General features: G+C 59.8%; 12 protein-coding genes. 3 read left to right on the top strand and 9 right to left on the bottom strand.

Features of this window, described 5'->3' with window-relative positions; genetic code table 11:
• The first annotated feature begins 121 nt into the window (after positions 1-121).
• From HHL09_RS17705 to HHL09_RS17695, 3 genes are read left to right on the top strand one after another with little or no spacing between them, the layout of a single operon-like run.
• The gene (locus tag HHL09_RS17705; protein WP_169455967.1) at positions 122-3100 is read left to right on the top strand and encodes an ankyrin repeat domain-containing protein; all 2979 of its coding nucleotides are present in this window, start codon (positions 122-124) and stop codon (positions 3098-3100) included.
• Positions 3097-4692, top strand: a complete 1596-nt coding sequence (locus tag HHL09_RS17700) for a sensor histidine kinase (RefSeq protein WP_169455966.1) — start codon at positions 3097-3099, stop codon at positions 4690-4692. Before HHL09_RS17705 ends, HHL09_RS17700 begins: the two co-directional genes overlap by 4 nt.
• Complete coding sequence (locus tag HHL09_RS17695; RefSeq protein WP_169455965.1) at positions 4689-5366, top strand: response regulator transcription factor; 678 nt, start codon at positions 4689-4691, stop codon at positions 5364-5366. The genes HHL09_RS17700 and HHL09_RS17695 overlap by 4 nt, the downstream gene beginning before the upstream one ends.
• 10 nt (positions 5367-5376) lie before the next feature.
• Here the strand turns inward: HHL09_RS17695 and HHL09_RS17690 are convergent, their stop codons facing one another.
• The 9 genes from HHL09_RS17690 to rpoC all read right to left on the bottom strand — a co-directional run bounded on the left by HHL09_RS17690 (position 5377) and on the right by rpoC (position 18303).
• Positions 5377-6816 carry a UdgX family uracil-DNA binding protein gene (locus tag HHL09_RS17690; RefSeq protein ID WP_425491511.1) on the bottom strand — a complete coding sequence of 480 codons (1440 nt, stop codon included), beginning with the start codon at positions 6814-6816 and terminating at the stop codon, positions 5377-5379.
• On the bottom strand, positions 6813-8036 hold the full coding sequence (locus tag HHL09_RS17685; RefSeq protein ID WP_169455963.1) for a putative DNA modification/repair radical SAM protein: 1224 nt from the start codon (positions 8034-8036) through the stop codon (positions 6813-6815). Before HHL09_RS17685 ends, HHL09_RS17690 begins: the two co-directional genes overlap by 4 nt.
• Before the next feature lie 73 nt (positions 8037-8109).
• Positions 8110-8463, bottom strand: a complete 354-nt coding sequence (locus HHL09_RS17680; RefSeq protein WP_169455962.1) for a hypothetical protein — start codon at positions 8461-8463, stop codon at positions 8110-8112.
• An 83-nt stretch (positions 8464-8546) separates the two neighbouring features.
• Positions 8547-10007: an arylsulfatase gene (locus HHL09_RS17675; protein ID WP_205760874.1), complete on the bottom strand. Its 1461-nt coding sequence runs from the start codon at positions 10005-10007 to the stop codon at positions 8547-8549.
• A gap of 61 nt (positions 10008-10068) precedes the next feature.
• Complete coding sequence (locus tag HHL09_RS17670; protein ID WP_169455960.1) at positions 10069-10536, bottom strand: hypothetical protein; 468 nt, start codon at positions 10534-10536, stop codon at positions 10069-10071.
• Between the two features lies 1 nt (position 10537).
• Entirely contained in the window at positions 10538-11773 is a 1236-nt protein-coding gene (locus HHL09_RS17665) for a glycoside hydrolase family 76 protein (protein WP_169455959.1), read from the bottom strand.
• Positions 11774-11800: 27 nt separating this feature from the next.
• Positions 11801-12889, bottom strand: coding sequence for a Gfo/Idh/MocA family protein (locus tag HHL09_RS17660; protein WP_169455958.1), 1089 nt, complete (start codon positions 12887-12889; stop codon positions 11801-11803).
• A gap of 118 nt (positions 12890-13007) precedes the next feature.
• Positions 13008-13856 carry a KPN_02809 family neutral zinc metallopeptidase gene (ypfJ, locus tag HHL09_RS17655; RefSeq protein WP_169455957.1) on the bottom strand — a complete coding sequence of 283 codons (849 nt, stop codon included), beginning with the start codon at positions 13854-13856 and terminating at the stop codon, positions 13008-13010.
• Between the two features lie 292 nt (positions 13857-14148).
• Complete coding sequence (gene rpoC / locus HHL09_RS17650; protein ID WP_169455956.1) at positions 14149-18303, bottom strand: DNA-directed RNA polymerase subunit beta'; 4155 nt, start codon at positions 18301-18303, stop codon at positions 14149-14151.
• Positions 18304-18312 lie beyond the last annotated feature (9 nt).

Here is an 18312-nt window from a genome sequence, read left to right as displayed (position 1 = left end):
CCCGCCCGCGATGCTCCGCGTTTTCTGCTACAAGCACCCTCCATCGAGCGGCCACGGACCTATCTTGCACTCATGACGATTCCATGACAAACCGGAGGCCCTAAACAGGCATTGTCGTCCCATGTCCAGCAACCTGACCCGCTTCTCCAAGCCGATGGCCCTGTCGATGCTGCTTCCCCTCGCCAACCTGCGAGCCGAGGACGAATCCCTGCGGAACCTCCTCCGCGATGCCCTCTATACGGAGGAAGTCAGCCGCGAGCCCGACAAGGCTGCACAGCAGTACGAAGAGTTGCTCGACAAACTCGATCAGCAACGTGCCTTCGCCGCTACCGCGCTTTTCCGCTTGGCCGAAGTGCGACGGAAGCAGGGCCGCAAGGATGAGGCCATCCAACTCTATCAGCGCCTGATCCGCGAGTTTCCCGCCGCCGGACCCGAGACCAAGCTCGCCGCTGAGAACCTCGCCGCACTCGGTGCGAAGGTTCCGGCCAGTGGGGATCTCTCCTCGGATGAGGAGATGGCCGAACTCCGCCGTCTGCAAGCCTTGGCGGTGAGCGGACCCGACGTGCTGCGTGATTCATCAATCATGGAGCAAGCCGCTTCAAAGGGATGGTCGAAGGTAATCGGATATCTCATCGGCCTTGGCCAAGATCCTTACAAGACCAATGCACTTCCATATGCCGCGAGCGCCGGCTTCCTCAGTGTCTGCAAGGAAATTCTTGAAGCGAAGGGCTCGCCACCCGCGGACATCGCCGACATGGCCTTGGAAAATGCCGTGCGCGGAAAGCGGGTGGAAATCCTGAAGCTGCTCCTTGCCAGCAAAGGCTTCGAACCTAACAGAATCCATGCCCTCTCCACTTCGGTGAAAGCCAGCAGTTCCGACTGGAATCCCGAGGTCACAAGCGATCTGGTAAAAGCCGGCGCGGATCTGAACGACATGCCCACCGAAACGACCGTATCGACCCAACCGGGCAAGCTGCGGGGAGCGCCTCTTCACGAAGCGATCGCATGCGGGAATATCCCCGCCACCAATTACCTGCTGGACCAGGGCTCCAAGCCCGATCTGACCACACCGGACTACAATGTCTCGCCACTACATTACGCGGTATCTTCCCAAGATCCGGAAATGCTTCCGATCGTAAAGCGCCTGTTGGCCGGGGGAGCCGATGCAAACCGGGAGGTTCTATGGCACCGGGATGATGGCATTCCTGGTTGGAGTCGGGCGACCCCTCTCGAGATGGCAGTGTTAAAAGAAAACAAAGCGGCGGTGGAAGCCCTGCTCGCGGCCAAGGCCGGAGTGAACCGGAAGAGCCTGCTCGAGAAAGCAGCCATTCAAGGCAATCTGGACATCCTCGGCCTGCTCTTCGATGCCGGGATGGATCCCAATGCCTACACCTTCCCAATCCTCCACAACCCGGCCGCGGTCCCCTTGATCGACGCTCTGATTTCCTCCAGCCCGGAGATCCAACTAGAGAATCAGGATCCGATCCCGCTCCTGACCATGCTGATTGAACGCGGAGCCAGGCCTTCGGAGGATTCGATCCGGTCCCGCTTTCCCAACGTGAATCCGAGATACAGGGAGCTGATGCTTCGCCGCTTCGTCTATCCCGAGCTCTCCAGCCGTCCGGCGATTACCGCGATCCTGCCCCGCCTGAACGTGTATGACCGCGAGAATGAACTCGCGAGGAAAGAGGGCGAAGCTAGCCCGCCACCATTCGCTTCTTTCTACGACAAGCTGGCGACACTTCTGAATACGATGCCGAACGGGATTTCCTCGCTTCAAAGCGCGACGATCATGCGTCTCCGGAAGGATGGCTCTTATCTTGAGATCCCGGTCAATCTAACCAAATCCGAGCTGCCTCCCGTGCTGGAATGGGGAGATGTGATTGAATTCGACGACGACCAGCGTTCGACAAGAAGCAACGAAGAAGTGTCCTGGCTTTATCACAGGCATCTTTCTGCCTCTGTTTCCATTGGCATCGGCGGGGAGAAGAAAATCTACCGGATGCTGGGCAATCGCCTCATCTACGATGTCACGAGCAATGAGATTCCATGGTGCGATGCGGGAGAGTTGGTGGATCTCCTGTGGAATACTCCTTTCTCAAAGTTCGACGAGCTTTCCGACGCAGGGATCACGATTTCCGTGACAAGGAAAGACTGGCCCGTCCTACGCATGGCCTACCCCTCCGCGGAAGCATCGAAGTTCCCTCTGCAAGACAGAGATGAACTGAACCTCGAACTCCCGCCCGATATGGAAGCACGCTTCAAGGAGCGCCGGAAGCAGGTGGTGGAACTATGCGCCCCGGGATTTCCTTACCGAACATTCTTCCCAGCCTACGTCCGGCAGGATCAAGACCTTCCTCCTGTCCCTTGCTTGCCCACTTTGGCACAGCTGCTGGTGGAGGCCTACGGGGGAAAGGACGCGATCGATCCGCGGTATTTTTCAGGAGACGAAATCCGCTCGCTCGGGATCCTCATGGGCCGCCTGCAAAGTCGCAGCATGCCAGTGCTTCCTTACCCGGATCTTGGCCAGATCGGAATTCGGCGTCTCCGGGAGGACGGCACGGAGGAAGTGCTCGCTATCGATTGGTCGAAGGCCATCGCCGAGGTGAATGCCGGGCAGCCTGCTGAGGAGTGCAAGAAACTCGATATCATCCTCCAAGCGGGAGACGTCGTGGAGCTTCGCGTAAGAAAGGATCGGCCCGCCGAAGATTGGCGGGGCTTCAGCCCGCAGGAAGAACTCCTGCTCTCGAAGATGCTCGAGGGGAAAATCCAACTCGTCGACGCGCAGGGGAACATCTCTCTGCAGCCACTCGCCTACAAGGCACCCATCTACATCGAAACAGCCGCAGGATGGCTTCCCATGCAGCCCCCGGCAGGCTCACAGAGCATGAAGGCCCGCACCGTATTGAGCGGAGATCGGCCTCTTGATTCACTTCAAATCACCCGCGGTGGTGAGACTTCAGCAGCCCTGTCGTCGGACTCTGTCTTCTTAAGGGATGGGGATGTTGTCCGGGTCTCATCAGGACAGCCCGGACAGCCGATCCAGCGACAACCCCGTCCGCGGCCATCCCCTCCAGTGCCTCGCCCCGGCAACCAATGAAGCGCTCTTCCGGATCGCTCTCCTTGGTGGGACAGCTTCTTATCGTTCTTGTCCCGCTTGCCCTTCTGGCCGCGCTGGCGTGGCGCGGCGCGCGGGCACAAGAGCGGGCCGTATGGGAAGATCTCGGTCGGGAAGCGGAACTCTACGCGACGGCGGTGGCAGACCGCTTGGCTCGCCGCTTGCCGGAGGCAGTGGAAACTGCTCCTCGCTACCCGGATCCTCCGGCTCCGGGCTCGGTATCTCCGATGGATCTCGTACTTGATGGTAGCGATATCCCGGCGCTGAAGGCCCTCAGGGATTCCCCGGAAGCGGGAAACTCCCCGGCCGGCCTGCCACGCCGCGCTTTGGCCACACTGAGAATCATGGAACTGGCGCCACAGGAGCAGCCGCCGAAGGAATTAGAGGAGCTGCTCGTCCACGACTGCCCATCGATTCTCACCGAGACGGGTTTGGCAAAGCTCGACCCGGAAGGTAGCGGAGCCCTCCGTCATTGGCGGCGTGGCCAAAAGGCTCTGGCGCTCCTGGACCACGAACAGCGCACCGGATGGATCCTTGAAGGCGAGAAGCCTTGGTGGCTGGAGCGGGACGAAAAAGGCGCGAAGTTCATCGCGCCGGAGACGGTGCAGGGATTGATCTCCGGAGAACTGGGCAATCTTCAACATCGGGATTTCCTCGCGAGGCTCTCCTTGGAAAACAGCGCCGGCACCACCAGCGCCCCCTTCCGCTCCGCTCCCGTCGCCTTTGCCCGGGGACTCAGGGTGGATGTCAGCCTGAAGTCTCCCGAGTCCGTGGCCGCGGCAGCCCGGGGACAGGAAAGGCGTATCATCTCGCTGGTCGCACTTGCGGCAGGCATTTGCCTCTGGGGACTGCTGCTGATTCAGCGCACCCTCCAGCGCGAGCGGAAGCTGAACGAGATGAAAAGCCAGTTCGTCGCCAGCGTCTCCCACGAACTGCGGGCACCGGTCGCCTCGATCCGACTGATGGCGGATGCTCTCGAAGAAGAAAAGGTCCCGCCTGAAACGGCGAAGGAATTCCATCGGCTCATCGCACGGGAGGGAGCACGGCTTTCCACACTCGTAGGAAATGTCCTCGACCACGCGAGGATCGAGCAAGGCCGGAAGGTCTGGAAAATGGAATCCTGCGATCTGGCCGCGCTTGTGAAGAATACCCTCCGGGTGATGGAGCCGCTGGCCAAGGAGAGGGAGATTTCCTTGGAAGCCGGGATCACCCCCGTGGAATCCAGCGTCGATGCCGATTCGATCCAGCAGGCTCTGGTCAACCTGCTCGACAACGCGATCAAGTTTTCGCCCAAGGGCAGCACGATCTTCACTTCACTATCGATCGACGAGGTCCTCCATGATTGGACCTTGTCCGTCAACGATCCTGGGCCAGGGATTCCGGAGGATGAACAGGCCAGAATTTTCGAACGCTTCTATCGACCGGGCGACGAACTCCGCCGCGAGACCCAAGGAACCGGCATCGGCCTCAGCTTGGTGAAGTCCATCGCCGAAGCCCACGGCGGCACCGTGATTGTAGCGAGCAAGCCCGGCGAAGGCAGCACCTTCACGCTGCGCATCCCCATTTCCGCATGAGACTGCTGGTCATCGAAGACGAAGCCCCCATGCGTACCGCCTTGGTGGAAACCCTCAAGGCAGAGGGCTACCGCGTGCTTGCCGCAGAGGATGGCATCTCGGGACTCGAGCTTGCATGCACGGAGCCCTTCGATCTCGCCTTGCTGGATGTCATGATGCCAGGGCTAGACGGGTTCGCGCTCTGCCGGGAACTTCGCAAGCGGGGAAAAACCATGCCGGTTCTCATGTTAACCGCCAAGGGGCAAGTCGATGACCGGGTGGAGGGCCTCGACAGCGGTGCCGACGACTATCTGGTGAAGCCCTTCAGCCTCCGCGAGCTGTTGGCGCGTGTGAGAGCCTTGCTCCGCCGAAAGGAACGGGAGCACGCCCTCGGAAACGAACTATCGATCGGAGATGCGGTAATCGACTTCGGGCGCAACATGCTTCACCGCAATCACAAGGATCAGCCGATCTCTTCGAAGGAAGCCGGCATGCTCCGACTTCTGGCGAGCCATCCGGGAGAAACCGTCAGCCGCGAGAAATTCCTGGATGTCGTGTGGGGATACAACGCCTACCCAAGCACCAGAACCGTCGACAACTTCATCGCGGCATTGAGAACCAAGCTTGAAAAAGACCCCTCCAAGCCCGTGCATCTGATCACGGTGCGAGGTGTCGGCTATCGCCTGGAACCCTGATCCACGTCCTTCACAGGACAAGGCTCAGATCCTTCACAAAGGCCCTGAACTCAGCCTCCTTCCGCATTTCATCCGGCAAGCGGAGGAGATAAGATGGATGCACGGTGAGTATCACCCGCTTCGCCAAATGCGGTGCGTCGACGATCCCCCGCATCTTCGTAATTTGCACACCGGCTCCCAATAAGGAACGTGCGGCCGTACCACCGAGCAGGATCAAAGCATCGGGGGAAATCTTAGCTAGCTCCGCGAGCACCCATGGTTTGCAAGCGTCGATCTCCCCTGCGGAGGGCTTCTGGTGCAGGCGGATCTTTCCTCGCGGGACCCACTTGAAGTGCTTCACGGCATTCGTGATATACGCCCCATTTCGATCCAAGCCTGCCTCTTTCATCGCTCGGTCTAGCAATTGGCCAGCCGGACCAACGAAAGGGCGCCCTTCCAGATCCTCGCGATCTCCCGGCTGTTCACCCACGATCATGAGCCGCGCATCCGCCGGCCCCTCACCTGCCACGGCACAAGTCGCGTTTTCCCAAAGCGGGCAATGCCGGCAAGCCTGCACCATCCGCGCGATTTCCTGGATGGACGCTTCCGCAGGTTCCCTGATCTCCGGCACTGCGGACAGATCCTGCAGTCGCCCTAAATAGGCATTCCGCGGAACGGGCCGCACCACGCGGGCTTCCTCTGCAATCATGCCGCTCATCCGATTGGCACTCGACCTTGTCAGCTCTTCGATCAATTCCGCCTCGGGCAGATTCTTCCAATAACGTTTCGGCATCTCGGCCTGCATTGCCTTCAGCTTGAGGCGGGCGGGATTGAAAATACTGCGATAATAGGTCCGCCAGATCGCGTCCATTGCATCGGGATCATTGCAGGGATCGCGCTCCACCCCGGGTGAAAACTTCAGCTCTTCCCCCATCCAATGGGCACACCCTTTCGGCGTGAAAATGGACCAATTCATATTGGCAAATCGCTTCGCGAAAAAGCCTGCCGCGAGTTCGATACAAAAATGATCGGGCTCGAACCAAGCGACAAAGCACTCCCGCCCTGTTTCATCCTCGCCGGCCTTCCGAAACCGAACAAAGGCGTGCATCTTGTGAATCTCACGCCGCACGTTCTTCGCCATCATCCGTGCTTGGGCCACGTCTCGATCACTTGCAATCTCCAGCAAACTCCGCTCTCCCAGCTTCGCAATCCGCCAGAGGATTCGGTAAAGCAGAGCCCAACGCCTTCCGTCCGCATGGCAAGACACTGCCCGGGCCAGTTCGATGAACGCAGGGGACACCACCAGCTTAATGGTTTCCGGAGCGCCTGCTTCCTCGTCACCAAAGAGACTGCCCATGCCATCGCTCTCCCATAGCACTTCTGTCGGGGGCACGCCTTCACCAATCAGCCGACGCGCGGCGCTTCGCCACGTGTCAAATCCCGGGCCTGGATCCACACAACGCATCATCAAAAGAGCTCGAGCTGGGTGGGCTTCGGCCGGAAGCGCGCGAGAAGCCGGTCGCTATCTAAAAGATAGCGCGCGGGATGATGATCCGCGGTAATCAGGAAGGGTTTCACTTTCTCCAGGGAGATCCGCAGCCGAACCAGATCTTCCAGACGGATCGAAGTGTGGCGGCGAATAAGCAGGATCCTGTCGACGTTCTTCACCCCGATACCCGGGATACGGAGAATCCGCTCACGCGGAGCCTTCTGCAGATCGACCGGGAACTCCTGACGATTCCTCAACGCCCAAGCGAGCTTCGGATCCAGCGACAGATCGAGGTTCGGCTCCTCCGGGGTCAGGATCTCCGAATTACGAAATCCATAGTATCTCATCAGCCAGTCAGCCTGATACAAACGGTGTTCCCGGACCAAGGGAGGGGCCGCCAGAGGCAAGACCGACGAAGGTTCCGGGATCGGACTAAAGGCGGAGTAATATACCCTCTTCAGGCGATACGCCCGATAAAGTTCATCGGAGCGCGCGAGGAAATCCGCATCGGTCGCGCCATCCGCTCCCACGATGACCTGAGTACTCTGGCCGGTGGCGTGCCGCAGCTTTTTGTCCCCCGTTCGCTTTTGCTCCGCCGCATCCTCCAGCTTCACCCGGATCCGGCCCATCGCTTGCTTGGTGCGGCCGAGATTCTTCTCCGGCGCAAGCCGGTCGAGACTGCATTGGCTGGGCAGCTCCAGATTGATGCTGATGCGATCCGCGTAACGCGCCGCCTGCTCGATCAATTCCGGCGACGCTTCAGGAATGGTCTTCAGGTGGATGTAACCCCGGAAATCATGAACCTCCCGCAGGGTCTTCGCAACCTGCACCACCTGCTCCATGGTATGATCCGCGCTACGGATAATCCCGGAACTCAGGAAAAGCCCCTCAATATAGTTCCGCTTGTAAAAATCCAGAGTCAGGGAAATTGCCTCCTCCGGCGTGAACGCAGCCCGGCGCACATTGCTCGACCGGCGGTTGATGCAATAGTGGCAATCGTAAAGGCAGCGGTTGGTCAGCAGGATCTTCAGCAGCGAAATGCAGCGCCCATCCGGTGCATAGCTGTGGCAGATCCCCGCACCTCCCGCAGACCCCACGCCCTTACCCCCAACAGAATCCCGACGCGTTGCGCCAGAGCTGGCGCAGGAAGCGTCGTATTTCGCGGCGTCTGCGAGAATGGCCAGCTTTTGGTCGAGCGTCATGCTATTCGCATGAACACTACAAACCAGCCACTAAATCACCAGCGGAAATCCGCCGCAAATTCCCGGTGTCTCTTCAGAGCGGGATCTCGTCCTCGGCCTCAGCCTCGGCAGCACGCATTTCGTCGCTCTTGCAGACCGCATAAATTCCCGCGGCGATCACCCCCACGAGAATCGCCCCACCTAGCACCCCAAGCGCCTGCTTCGGCGGGCTGGAGCGGAAATCCCGGAGCCGGGACGCCGCATAGGAACCTCCGGCGGAGAGCTGGCTGCGGGCACTATCAGCCAGTTCGCGCGCACCCCGCGGCAGAGTGTGGCGGGTGGTGTGCGTCAGCAGATTCGCCACATCTTGACGGAGATGGGAAATATCGTCGCGCACACGGGAAAGAAGTCCGGAGGCGCGGTGGTCCTGAAAGGGAAAATGAATCATGGTTCGGAGGTTTAATACTACCTCCCATTGGAGACGCGACTCGGCCTCCGCGCAAGTTGTTCTTCCCTCCGCGCCCGCGAAGCTCAAGCCTCCGGAATCTTTACCGGGAAGATCGGATTCTCTGCACTCTCCTGCTTGAGGATCCGCACCGCCTCTTCGATGAGCTCCGGCTTCTCCTTTGCCAAGTTCTTCGTTTCCGCCCGGTCCACGGGAATCTCGTAAACTTCCCAAGGATCGGACTGCTTCCGGTTAAGGCCGCGCTTCAGCACCTTATAATCGCCGATTCTCACGGCCACTTGCCCGGAGGTCTCCGGAAAGACCCAGACCAAAGGCTTGCGATCCTTCTTCACGGCCCCGCCTTCCAGCACCGGTAAGAGGTTCTCCCCATCAAGCTTGGCAGGAGTTTCGATCTCGGCGGCAGCACACAAGGTCGGGAACCAGTCGGCAAAATACCCCAGGGCATTCGACTCGCTGCCGGCCTTCACCTTGCCGGGATAGCTCACGATCGTCGGCACGCGCAGCCCTCCTTCATACACGCTCCCTTTGAAGCCTCTCAGCCCTGCCGTGCTATTAAAGAACTTGGCATCCACACCACCGACATTGAATCGCGCCTTAGGCCCGCTCTCCATGGTGGTGCCATTGTCACCGGTAAAGACGATCATCGTATGGTCCGCAACCCCCGCCTTCTCCAAGGCCGCCACCACCCGTCCCACATAGGAATCCAGATCTGAAATCATCGCTGCATACGCCGCACGCGGCCGCGGATGGGGCAGATAGCCCGCCTCTCCACGATGCGGCTCCGTATCCCATTCCTTCGGAAACTTGTTCACCGATTCCAACGGCGGATGCATCGCCACGTGCGGCTCGATGAACGCCAGATAGAGGAAGAAAGGCGATCCCTTCTTGTCCGCGATGAACTTCTCCGCTTCGGAAATCATCAGCTTCGGCGCATAGGTCTCCCCGATGTAGTCCTCCGCCTTCACTTCACCCGTGATCGGCTTCACATGGCCGGGGATCGGCTTGGCGTTGATCTCCACCTGCTGATCATTCCGCCAGAGATATTTCGGGTAGTAGCTATGGGCGACCGCCTGGCAATTGTAGCCGAAGAAAAGATCGAAGCCGTGCTGGTTAGGATCCCCGGTACTCCCCACCGGACCCAGTCCCCACTTGCCGATCGCCGCCGTTGCATAGCCCGCGTTCTTGAAGAGCTCCGGTATCAGCACGGTGTCCTTCGCTATCGGATGCTGGCCTTCGCTGAACTGCGGAAAGGAAACCTTCGCCTGCCGGTTGCCGCGGATATCGGCATGTCCCAAGTGCTTCCCGCTCATCAGCACACAGCGCGCCGGCGCACAGACCGGTGCTCCGCTATAGTGCTGGGTAAGCTTCATCCCGCCGGCCGCAAGCTTGTCGATATTCGGCGTCGGAATCTTCTCCTGACCGAAACAACCGACCTCCCCATAGCCCAGATCATCAGCTATGATGAAGACCACGTTCGGCTTCTCTGCACCGAGGCTATTCGCCACAAAAACGACACTTAAAGCCACTTTTAAAGTATTTCCGAGACGATTCAGCACGGATCTACTACGCCAGCAAACGCCTCCCCTTTCAAGCCGAAGATTCTCCCGCCGAAGAAGAGGCCTCCCAAAAGGCGATCCATTCCGCAAGAGCTCGACGGTCCTCCGCCGTCATGGAAATCGCCCCGTCCTCGATCACGTTCACCGCGAAGTAGTAATCCTCCTCGCTTCGCAAGCGCCCCCTCTTCAAGACGCCTGCAAGGTTCCGTGTGAACTCGGCACGGAGCGAGGTCAGCGTCCGCAGATTCCCCGCACGAAGCTCGCGATCAATCTCTTCGATCTTCGAAAGGGGCAAGTCCGCCGCAGACGAAACACAATCCCGCACCGCTTGCCTGATACCTCCGCGAAGCTGCCCGGCGCTGAGCCCTGACGCTTTCATCTCGCGATAGACCGAGATTGGATGGGCGCTATGCTCCAGATGAAAGCCCCAGATCCGGGTGGCCCACCATCCCACAAAGGCTAATAGCGGCTCTTCCTCACCATCTGCCCCGGGCTTCATCCTAGGAAGGGATCATCGCCGCCTCGATTGCAATCAGCGCGGAAAGCTGCGTGTTGAAATTGTGGATCTCTGCCCGCGGAGGCTCCTGCCACTCGAGCGGATAGAGCCCGTCCTTGAGCTTGCTTCTCAAAATCGCCTGCACGCTCCCGCGGATGACGCGGTCCAATTCATCGGCGGCCTCGGGATGGATACCCTTCTTCCGGAAGCTTCGCAAAAGGATCCCGAAATAACGGACGCAGATCCCCTTGAAAAGACCCACATCCCAGCCCTCGGTACTAAGCTTCTCGTACAATACACCACCCTCGCCCACCACACCGGTCTTCCCGATGATCGTCATGGCGATTGCCGCCGCTTCATCGAGATACTCCTTCTTTCCGGTCGCAGCGTGAAGGGCTTCCAAACCGCCAAGATAGGCGCCCTGATTGTAAGTCCAGTAGTCGGCCACATGACCCGGCCTGTCCACGATCCCGCTGCCATCATAGAGCTTCGCTTCCTTCTCCCAAGCCAAGGCTTTCTCCGCCCAAGCGAGGAAGGCCTTTTGCTTTGTCACCCGGTAAAGCCTCGCGGAAAGCACCACAAACAAGCTGTTCGTAATCGCGTTCGGATCCCGTTTGTCGGCGTCTTCGGCCCAGGAAACACCACCTTCCTTCCGCCAATTGTTCGCCATGTGCTCATGAATGGCCCGGGCGGTCCTCAGGTATCGCGCGTCCTTGGTGCGTTCGTGGAATTTCAACCACGCGATTCCCCACCAGGCAGAGTCATCCAGATACTCGTTCCGGAATTCGCTGTCGTGCACCCGCTTCTGGTCCAGCGCCTTCACGCGCCGCTTCAGCTTCTGCTCGTCCCGCTCGTTCCAATCATCCTTGGCACGCAGGGCTTTCGCCAACTCGGGCAAGCGGCTTCCCCGCAGGACGTTCCCCGCATGAATCTCTCGCAAGCGCGAATCGTAAAGATCAGTGCCAGTGAGATTCATGAAATCCACCATCGCCTCCGCGACGTTGGCACAGGACCACCAGGGCGGATTGATCCCGCCATCGAAGTGCCCCCGCAGGTCGCGACCGGGACGATCAAGCCAGTTCGCGATCTCGGGCACCCAAAAAACCTCGTCCAGCTTCGCCATCCCCTCGCGAAAGCGGTTCGCCAACTCGCCTTGCGGGAAGGGCGAGCCTTCCGCAGACAGCCTCGGAATAAAGGCAGACGCCGCGAGTAGTTTGAGGAACTCGGAACGGGTGATCATGTACAAAGCAGCAGGACTACAGGACGATCAGACCGCTCCAACCTTCACCGCCTTGCCCTCCTTGATCGATTGATAGATCGCCTCAATAACCAACAGATCCTTCAAACCTTCTTCACCGGAGGGCGCGAAGGGCTTGCCGGCGATAACCGCTTCGGCAAAGGCGTCCATCTCGGTCGCGAAGTGATCCACCGCGGGAAATTCGATCTTCACGTCCGGCCTCGAAGTCCATCCCTTCAAGCCATCATAGCTGTAAGCCGGATCCATTCCGAAGCGCCCGCCCTGGCAGGTCGCGGTAAAGTAATTCGCTCCGTTGAAAGCATAGGTAGTCATCACCGAAGCCACCACACCTGAAGCAAACTTCATTGACCACGAGATGGTCTCATCCACCTCGGCAAACTTCTGCAGGTCTGTTTTGACCTCCTGCGCGATGACCTCCACGGGCTCCTCCCCGGCGATGTAGCGGCACGCTTGGAGTGCATAGATGCCCACGTCCATCAGGGCACCGCCTCCGGCAAGCTTTTTGCGAAGGCGCCATTGGGTCGGATCGCCGATCTGAAAACCGAAACCGGCATCGATGAACTTGAGATCACCGAATGTCTTCTCCCGCGCCAAGCGCATGCACTCCCGGTGGTGAGGTTCATACTGGCAGCGGTAGCCCACTCCGAGTTGCTTGCCCGCCGCCTTCATCGCAGCGATCATCCGGCGGCACTCGTCCGCGGTGTTCGCCATCGGCTTCTCGCAGAAGACATGCTTTCCCGCCTTGGCCCCGCGAATCACGAACTCCTCGTGCATCGAGTTCGGAAGCACCACGTAGATCACATCCACGTCGGGATTCTCCGCAATCTTGTCGAAGGTCTCGTAGTTGTAAACGTGGCTGTCCGGGATGGAGTATTTCTTCTTCCATTCCTCCGCCTTGGCAGGCGTGCCGGTAACGATCGAGGAAAGCCTGCAATGTTTCGTCTTCGCAAATGCAGGAGCCAGTTGATGGGTGCTCAGCGAGCCCAGTCCGACCAACGCCCAACCCAGCTTTTTCTCCCCGCCTTCTTGGGCACGGGCTCCGGTGGTCAGGGCGGCGGCAGTGGCACCGAGGGTGGCGAGGAAGGGGCGGCGTTGCATGGTTGTCGGGTTATATCTTCTCCTGAATTCAGGAAACCGGGTGGATACGCAAGCCCGTTCCCTGACCTGTCGCTATTGGCAAGACTTGGAGCAGACTGTCCCCAAACCCCAGGTCCCATCAAAGGTCCCGCGTCTGGAAGGTATTGTTCGGATCGAAGCGATCGCTCTCGAGTCCTTTCTTGAACCAGCGGACTCGCTGCTCCGAGCTGCCGTGAGTGAAGGAATCCGGCACGACATGGCCCTGCGCTTGACGCTGCAAGGTATCGTCACCGATGCGATTTGCAGCATTGAGAGCCTCCTCAAGATCTCCTTGTTCCAGAAAATCGAAGCGCTGTTGCCCCTTCCGGGCCCACATCCCGGCAAGGAAGTCCGCTTGGAGCTCAAGACGCACGGAGAGTTGGTTTCCCTCCGCTTCGCTGCTCCTCTGGCGTGCCTGATGAACCTGATCCGAAATACCTAACAGGTTCTGGACATGGTGTCCCACTTCATGAGCGATCACATAAGCTTGGGCGAAATCCCCCGGCGCCCCGAAGCGCTCGTGCAACTCCCGGAAGAAAGAAAGGTCGATGTAAACGGTGCGATCCGCCGGACAATAAAAAGGCCCCATCTGCGCTCCCGCGAAGCCACAGCCACTCCGCACCTGGTTTGTGAAAAGGATCAGCTTGGGCTCCTCATAGCGCTTGCCCATCTTGGCAAACTCCTCATTCCACACATCCTCGGTACTTCCCAAGACCGCCTTCACGAATTCCACCCGCTCCTGATCCTCGGGAGACATGGATTGCTCTTGGACCGGCCCTCCTCCCCCGCCCTGCTGCTGGAGCAGGGGCGTCGGATCAAATCCGAAAATCAAAGCGAGAACGATCAGCACCAGCGTACCGACTCCACCAAGTGCGATTCCTCCTCCACCACCGCCGCGTCCGCGTTGATCGTCCACATTCTCGCTCCGACGCAGATTTTTCCAGCGCATGATCTTTTCGGGGTTTTCCGTCTCTATCATGAGCCCGGTTGAGGCCAATCCGCAACTGAGAATCAATCCCCCCACTCCTTCTCTTCGTCTCGTCCCGGAGATGGTCAGGCCCTTCGAAAGAAATGCCCGGCACGACAGAACCCCTTGAGACTTGGCACTCCGCGACATTCGCAACCTTCCACGCTTAGCCCGTGCCCGGAGCCACCGCCTTCTTCTGCCGCCCTCCCGGAAAAAGAAAACCCGATCGCACTTTCGCGCGACCGGGTTCTGAATTCTTACTTGGATCGGGCGATCAAGCGCTCTCGACCGTCACGGCGTCTTCCGATTCCGGGGCTTCCGGAATGAAGAGCGGCTCCGGCTCTTCCACGGTGAACTCGATGTCGGAATCGCGGTGCGATTCGAAACCGGAGCCAGCCGGGATGAGGTGACCCATGATCACGTTTTCCTTGAAGCCGGTGAGGTAGTCCACCTTGCCGAGGGTCGCCGCTTCCGTCAGCACGCGCGTGGTGTCCTGGAAGGACGCCGCGGAGATGAAGGAGTCGGTTTCCAGCGAGGCCTTGGTGATCCCCAGGAGGACAGGCTCGGCTTCCGCCGGCTTGCCACCGTTGGCCACGATGGACTCGTTGATCCGGTTGAAGGCAGAACGGTCGATCTGGTCGCCCCAGAGCAGCTGGTCCGCATCGCCCGGGTCGGTGATCTTCACCTTGCGCAGCATCTGGCGGATGATGATCTCGATGTGCTTGTCGTTAATTTCCACGCCTTGGACGCGGTAAACGGACTGCACCTCGTTCACCAAGTGCTCTTGGAGTTCCTGGGCACCGCAAGCCTCGAGGAGGTCTTCCGGAGACACGGGACCTTCCGTGATCTGGTCACCACGCTTCACGCGGTCACCATCGGTCACGATGATGTGGCGACCCATCGGCACGAGGTGCTCGACCTGTTCGCCGGAGTCGGTGTCGGTGACGATGACCTTCTTCTTGCCGCGGACGGTGCCACCAAAGGAGACCTCACCCTCGATCTTCGCGATCACGCAGGCATCCTTCGGCTTGCGGGCTTCGAAGAGCTCGGCAACACGTGGGAGACCACCGGTGATGTCCTTGGTACGGGCCACCTTGCGCGGGGTCTTGGCGAGCTGCGTGCCCCCCGTGACCACTTCGCCTTCCTTGACGGAAAGGTGAGCGCCGACCGGAATCGAGTAAGACGCGCGGACTTCCTTGGTCTTCTCGTCCACGATCACCACCTGCGGATGGAGGTCTTCCTTGTGCTCGGTGACCACCATGACCTTCTTGCCGGTTTCCTTGTCGGTCTCGTTGGTGACGGTGATGCCGGAGATCATGTCGCGGAACTCAACCTTACCCGGCTTCTCCGTAAGGATCGGCACGTTGTAGGGGTCCCAGGTCGCGACCGTGTCTGCCTTCTTCACATCGTCGCCATCCTTGATCTCGATGACGGAACCGATGACGATCATGTGGCTTTCCAGCTCAAGGCCGTCCTTGTCACGGATGGAGATGGAACCGTTCTTGTTCAGAACGACCCACTTCCCTTCGGCGCTTTCGACGACGCGGAGGTCCTTGTAAACCACGCGGCCGGTGTTCTTGGCCTTGATGATCGGCTGCTTGAACGTTGCGGCAGCCACACCACCGACGTGGAAGGTACGCATCGTCAGCTGCGTGCCGGGCTCACCGATCGACTGGGCGGCGATGATACCCACGGCTTCACCAATCTTCACCGGCTTGCCGGTGGCGAGGTTCAGGCCGTAGCACTTGGCGCAACAACCGCGCTTCGACTCACAAGTGAGCACGGAGCGGATCTTGAGCTTCTCGTAACCGATACGCTCGACGGCCTTCGCGGAGTTTTCGTCCACGAGTTGGTCGTAATCGAGCACGATCTGGCCGGTCACCGGATCCTTCACCTGCTCGCACGAGGTGCGGCCGTAGATACGGGTGGCAAGCGAGGCTGCCTCTTCGTCGCCGTCATAGATCGGCGCCACGATGATGCCGCTGGCGGTGCCGCAATCCTGCACGGTGACGATGACGTCTTGCGCCACGTCCACGAGCTTGCGGGTCATGTAACCGGAGTCCGCCGTCTTGAGTGCGGTATCCGCCAGACCCTTGCGGGCGCCGTGAGTCGAGATGAAGTACTCGAGCACCGACAGACCTTCGCGGAAGTTCGAGGTGATCGGGCGCTCGATAATTTCACCGGACGGCTTGGCCATAAGGCCGCGCATCCCGGAGAGCTGCTTGATCTGGCTCTTGTTACCACGTGCACCGGAGTCCACCATCATGAACAGCGGGCTCGCGCCCGGCTTGCCGTCGTTGAACTCGATCTTGCGATAGAGCGCGGAGGCGATGGTGTCGGTGGCGTGCGTCCAGATGTCGACGACCTTCTGGTAGCGCTCGCCATCGGTGATCACACCGTTGCGGTACTGCTTGGTGACCTTCTCGACCTGCTCGTAGGCATCCTTGATGATCGCCGGCTTTTCTTCCGGAACCACCATGTCCACGATACCGATCGACGTACCGGAACGGGTAGCTTCGCGGAAACCGAGGCTCTTCAGCGCATCCAGCGTCTGGACCGTGCCCTTCTGGCCAGCCACTTGGTAGCAGCGCCAGATGACGTCGGACATCTGCTTCTTACCGACGGTGCGGTTGATGAAGCCAAGGCCAGCAGGCCAGATCTCGTTGAAGCGGACACGACCCGGAGTGGTCTCCAGAATCTTGTTCTCGCTGTCGCCGAAGACGGTGTTGGTCCCGAAGTTGGGGTTACGGATGCGGATCCACTGGTGGTAACCCACCTTGCGGGACGCGATCGCGAATTCAACTTCCGAAGAGTTCTCGAACAGCGGGAGGTGCTCCTGCTTTTCGCGATCCTTCTGCGTGCGCACCGGAGCCCAAGTCAGGTAGTAGGCACCCAGAATGATGTCCTGCGACGGCGTGGTGATCGGGCGGCCGGAGGCGGGAGAGAAGATGTTGTTCGGCGCAAGCATCAGCTGGCGCGCTTCCATCTGGGCTTCCACCGAGAGCGGCACGTGCACGGCCATCTGGTCACCGTCGAAGTCGGCGTTATATGCCGTGCAGACCAGCGGGTGAACGCGGATCGCCTCACCTTCGATCAGCTTCGGTTCGAAAGCTTGGATCGAGAGACGGTGCAGCGTGGGCGCGCGGTTCAGGAAGACCGGGTGACCCTTGGTCACTTCCGCAAGGATGTCCCAGACTTCCGGGGTCTTGCGATCGATCATCTTCTTGGCCGAGCGGACCGTGTGGCAGTAACCCAGCTCCTTCAGGCGACGGATGATGAAGGGCTCGAACAAGGTAAGAGCCATCTTCTTCGGCAGACCGCACTGGTTGAGGGTGAGGTCCGGACCGATCACGATCACGGAACGACCGGAGTAGTCCACACGCTTGCCGAGCAGGTTCTGGCGGAAGCGGCCACCCTTGCCCTTCAGCATGTCGCTGAGGGACTTGAGCGGACGGTTGCCGGCACCGGTCACGGCACGGCCATGGCGGCCGTTGTCGAAGAGCGCGTCAACAGCCTCTTGCAGCATCCGCTTTTCGTTGCGGATGATGACCTCCGGCGTCTTTAGCTGGAGGAGGTTCTTGAGACGGTTGTTACGGTTGATGACGCGGCGATACAGGTCGTTCAGGTCGGAGGTCGCGAAGCGGCCACCTTCCAGCGGAACCAACGGACGAAGGTCCGGCGGGATCACGGGAAGAACGGTCTGGATCATCCATTCCGGACGGGACTTCGACTGGGCGAAGCCTTGGGTGATCTTGAGGCGCTTCGAGAGCTTCTTCTTGTTCTGCTTCGAGCGGGTGGTCTCAAGCTCCTGCTCAAGCTGCTTGGCAAGGTCCACCAGATCCACCTGCGCGAGCAGGTCTTGGATGGCTTCCGCACCCATCGAGGCGCGGAAGGAAGACTCGCCGTAAGCATCTTCGGCATCACGGAGTTCGTTTTCGGTAAGGAGTTGGCCGCGCTCAAGCGGGGTGTTACCCGGCTCGGTGACGACGTAGTCCTCGTAGTAGATGACGCGCTCGAGATGGCGGGCGCTGATGTCCAGCACCAGGCCGATGCGGGACGGCATGCACTTGTAGAACCAGATGTGCGAGACGGGCACGGCCAGCTCGATGTGGCCCATGCGCTCGCGGCGCACGCGGCTCAGCGTCACTTCCACACCGCAGCGGTCACAGACCACGCCCTTGTGCTTGATGCGCTTGTACTTGCCGCAGGCGCACTCCCAGTCGCGGGTCGGTCCGAAGATCCGCTCGCAGAAGAGGCCGCCTTTCTCGGGCTTGAAGGTACGGTAGTTGATGGTCTCGGGGTTCTTCACTTCCCCCTTGGACCAAGACCGGATCACGTCCGGGGATGCGACCGTGATGGAAACCTGGTCAAAGGCCTCCGGCCGCTCGTCCACGCCGAAAAGTTCGCGAAGGTTGGTGTCAACGTTCATGATATCGAA

Source organism: Luteolibacter luteus, assembly GCF_012913485.1.
Taxonomy (GTDB): Bacteria; Verrucomicrobiota; Verrucomicrobiia; order Verrucomicrobiales; family Akkermansiaceae; genus Haloferula; species Haloferula lutea.
Note: the sequence above shows the minus strand (reverse complement) of the source record. Positions and strands in the feature narration are given on the sequence as shown.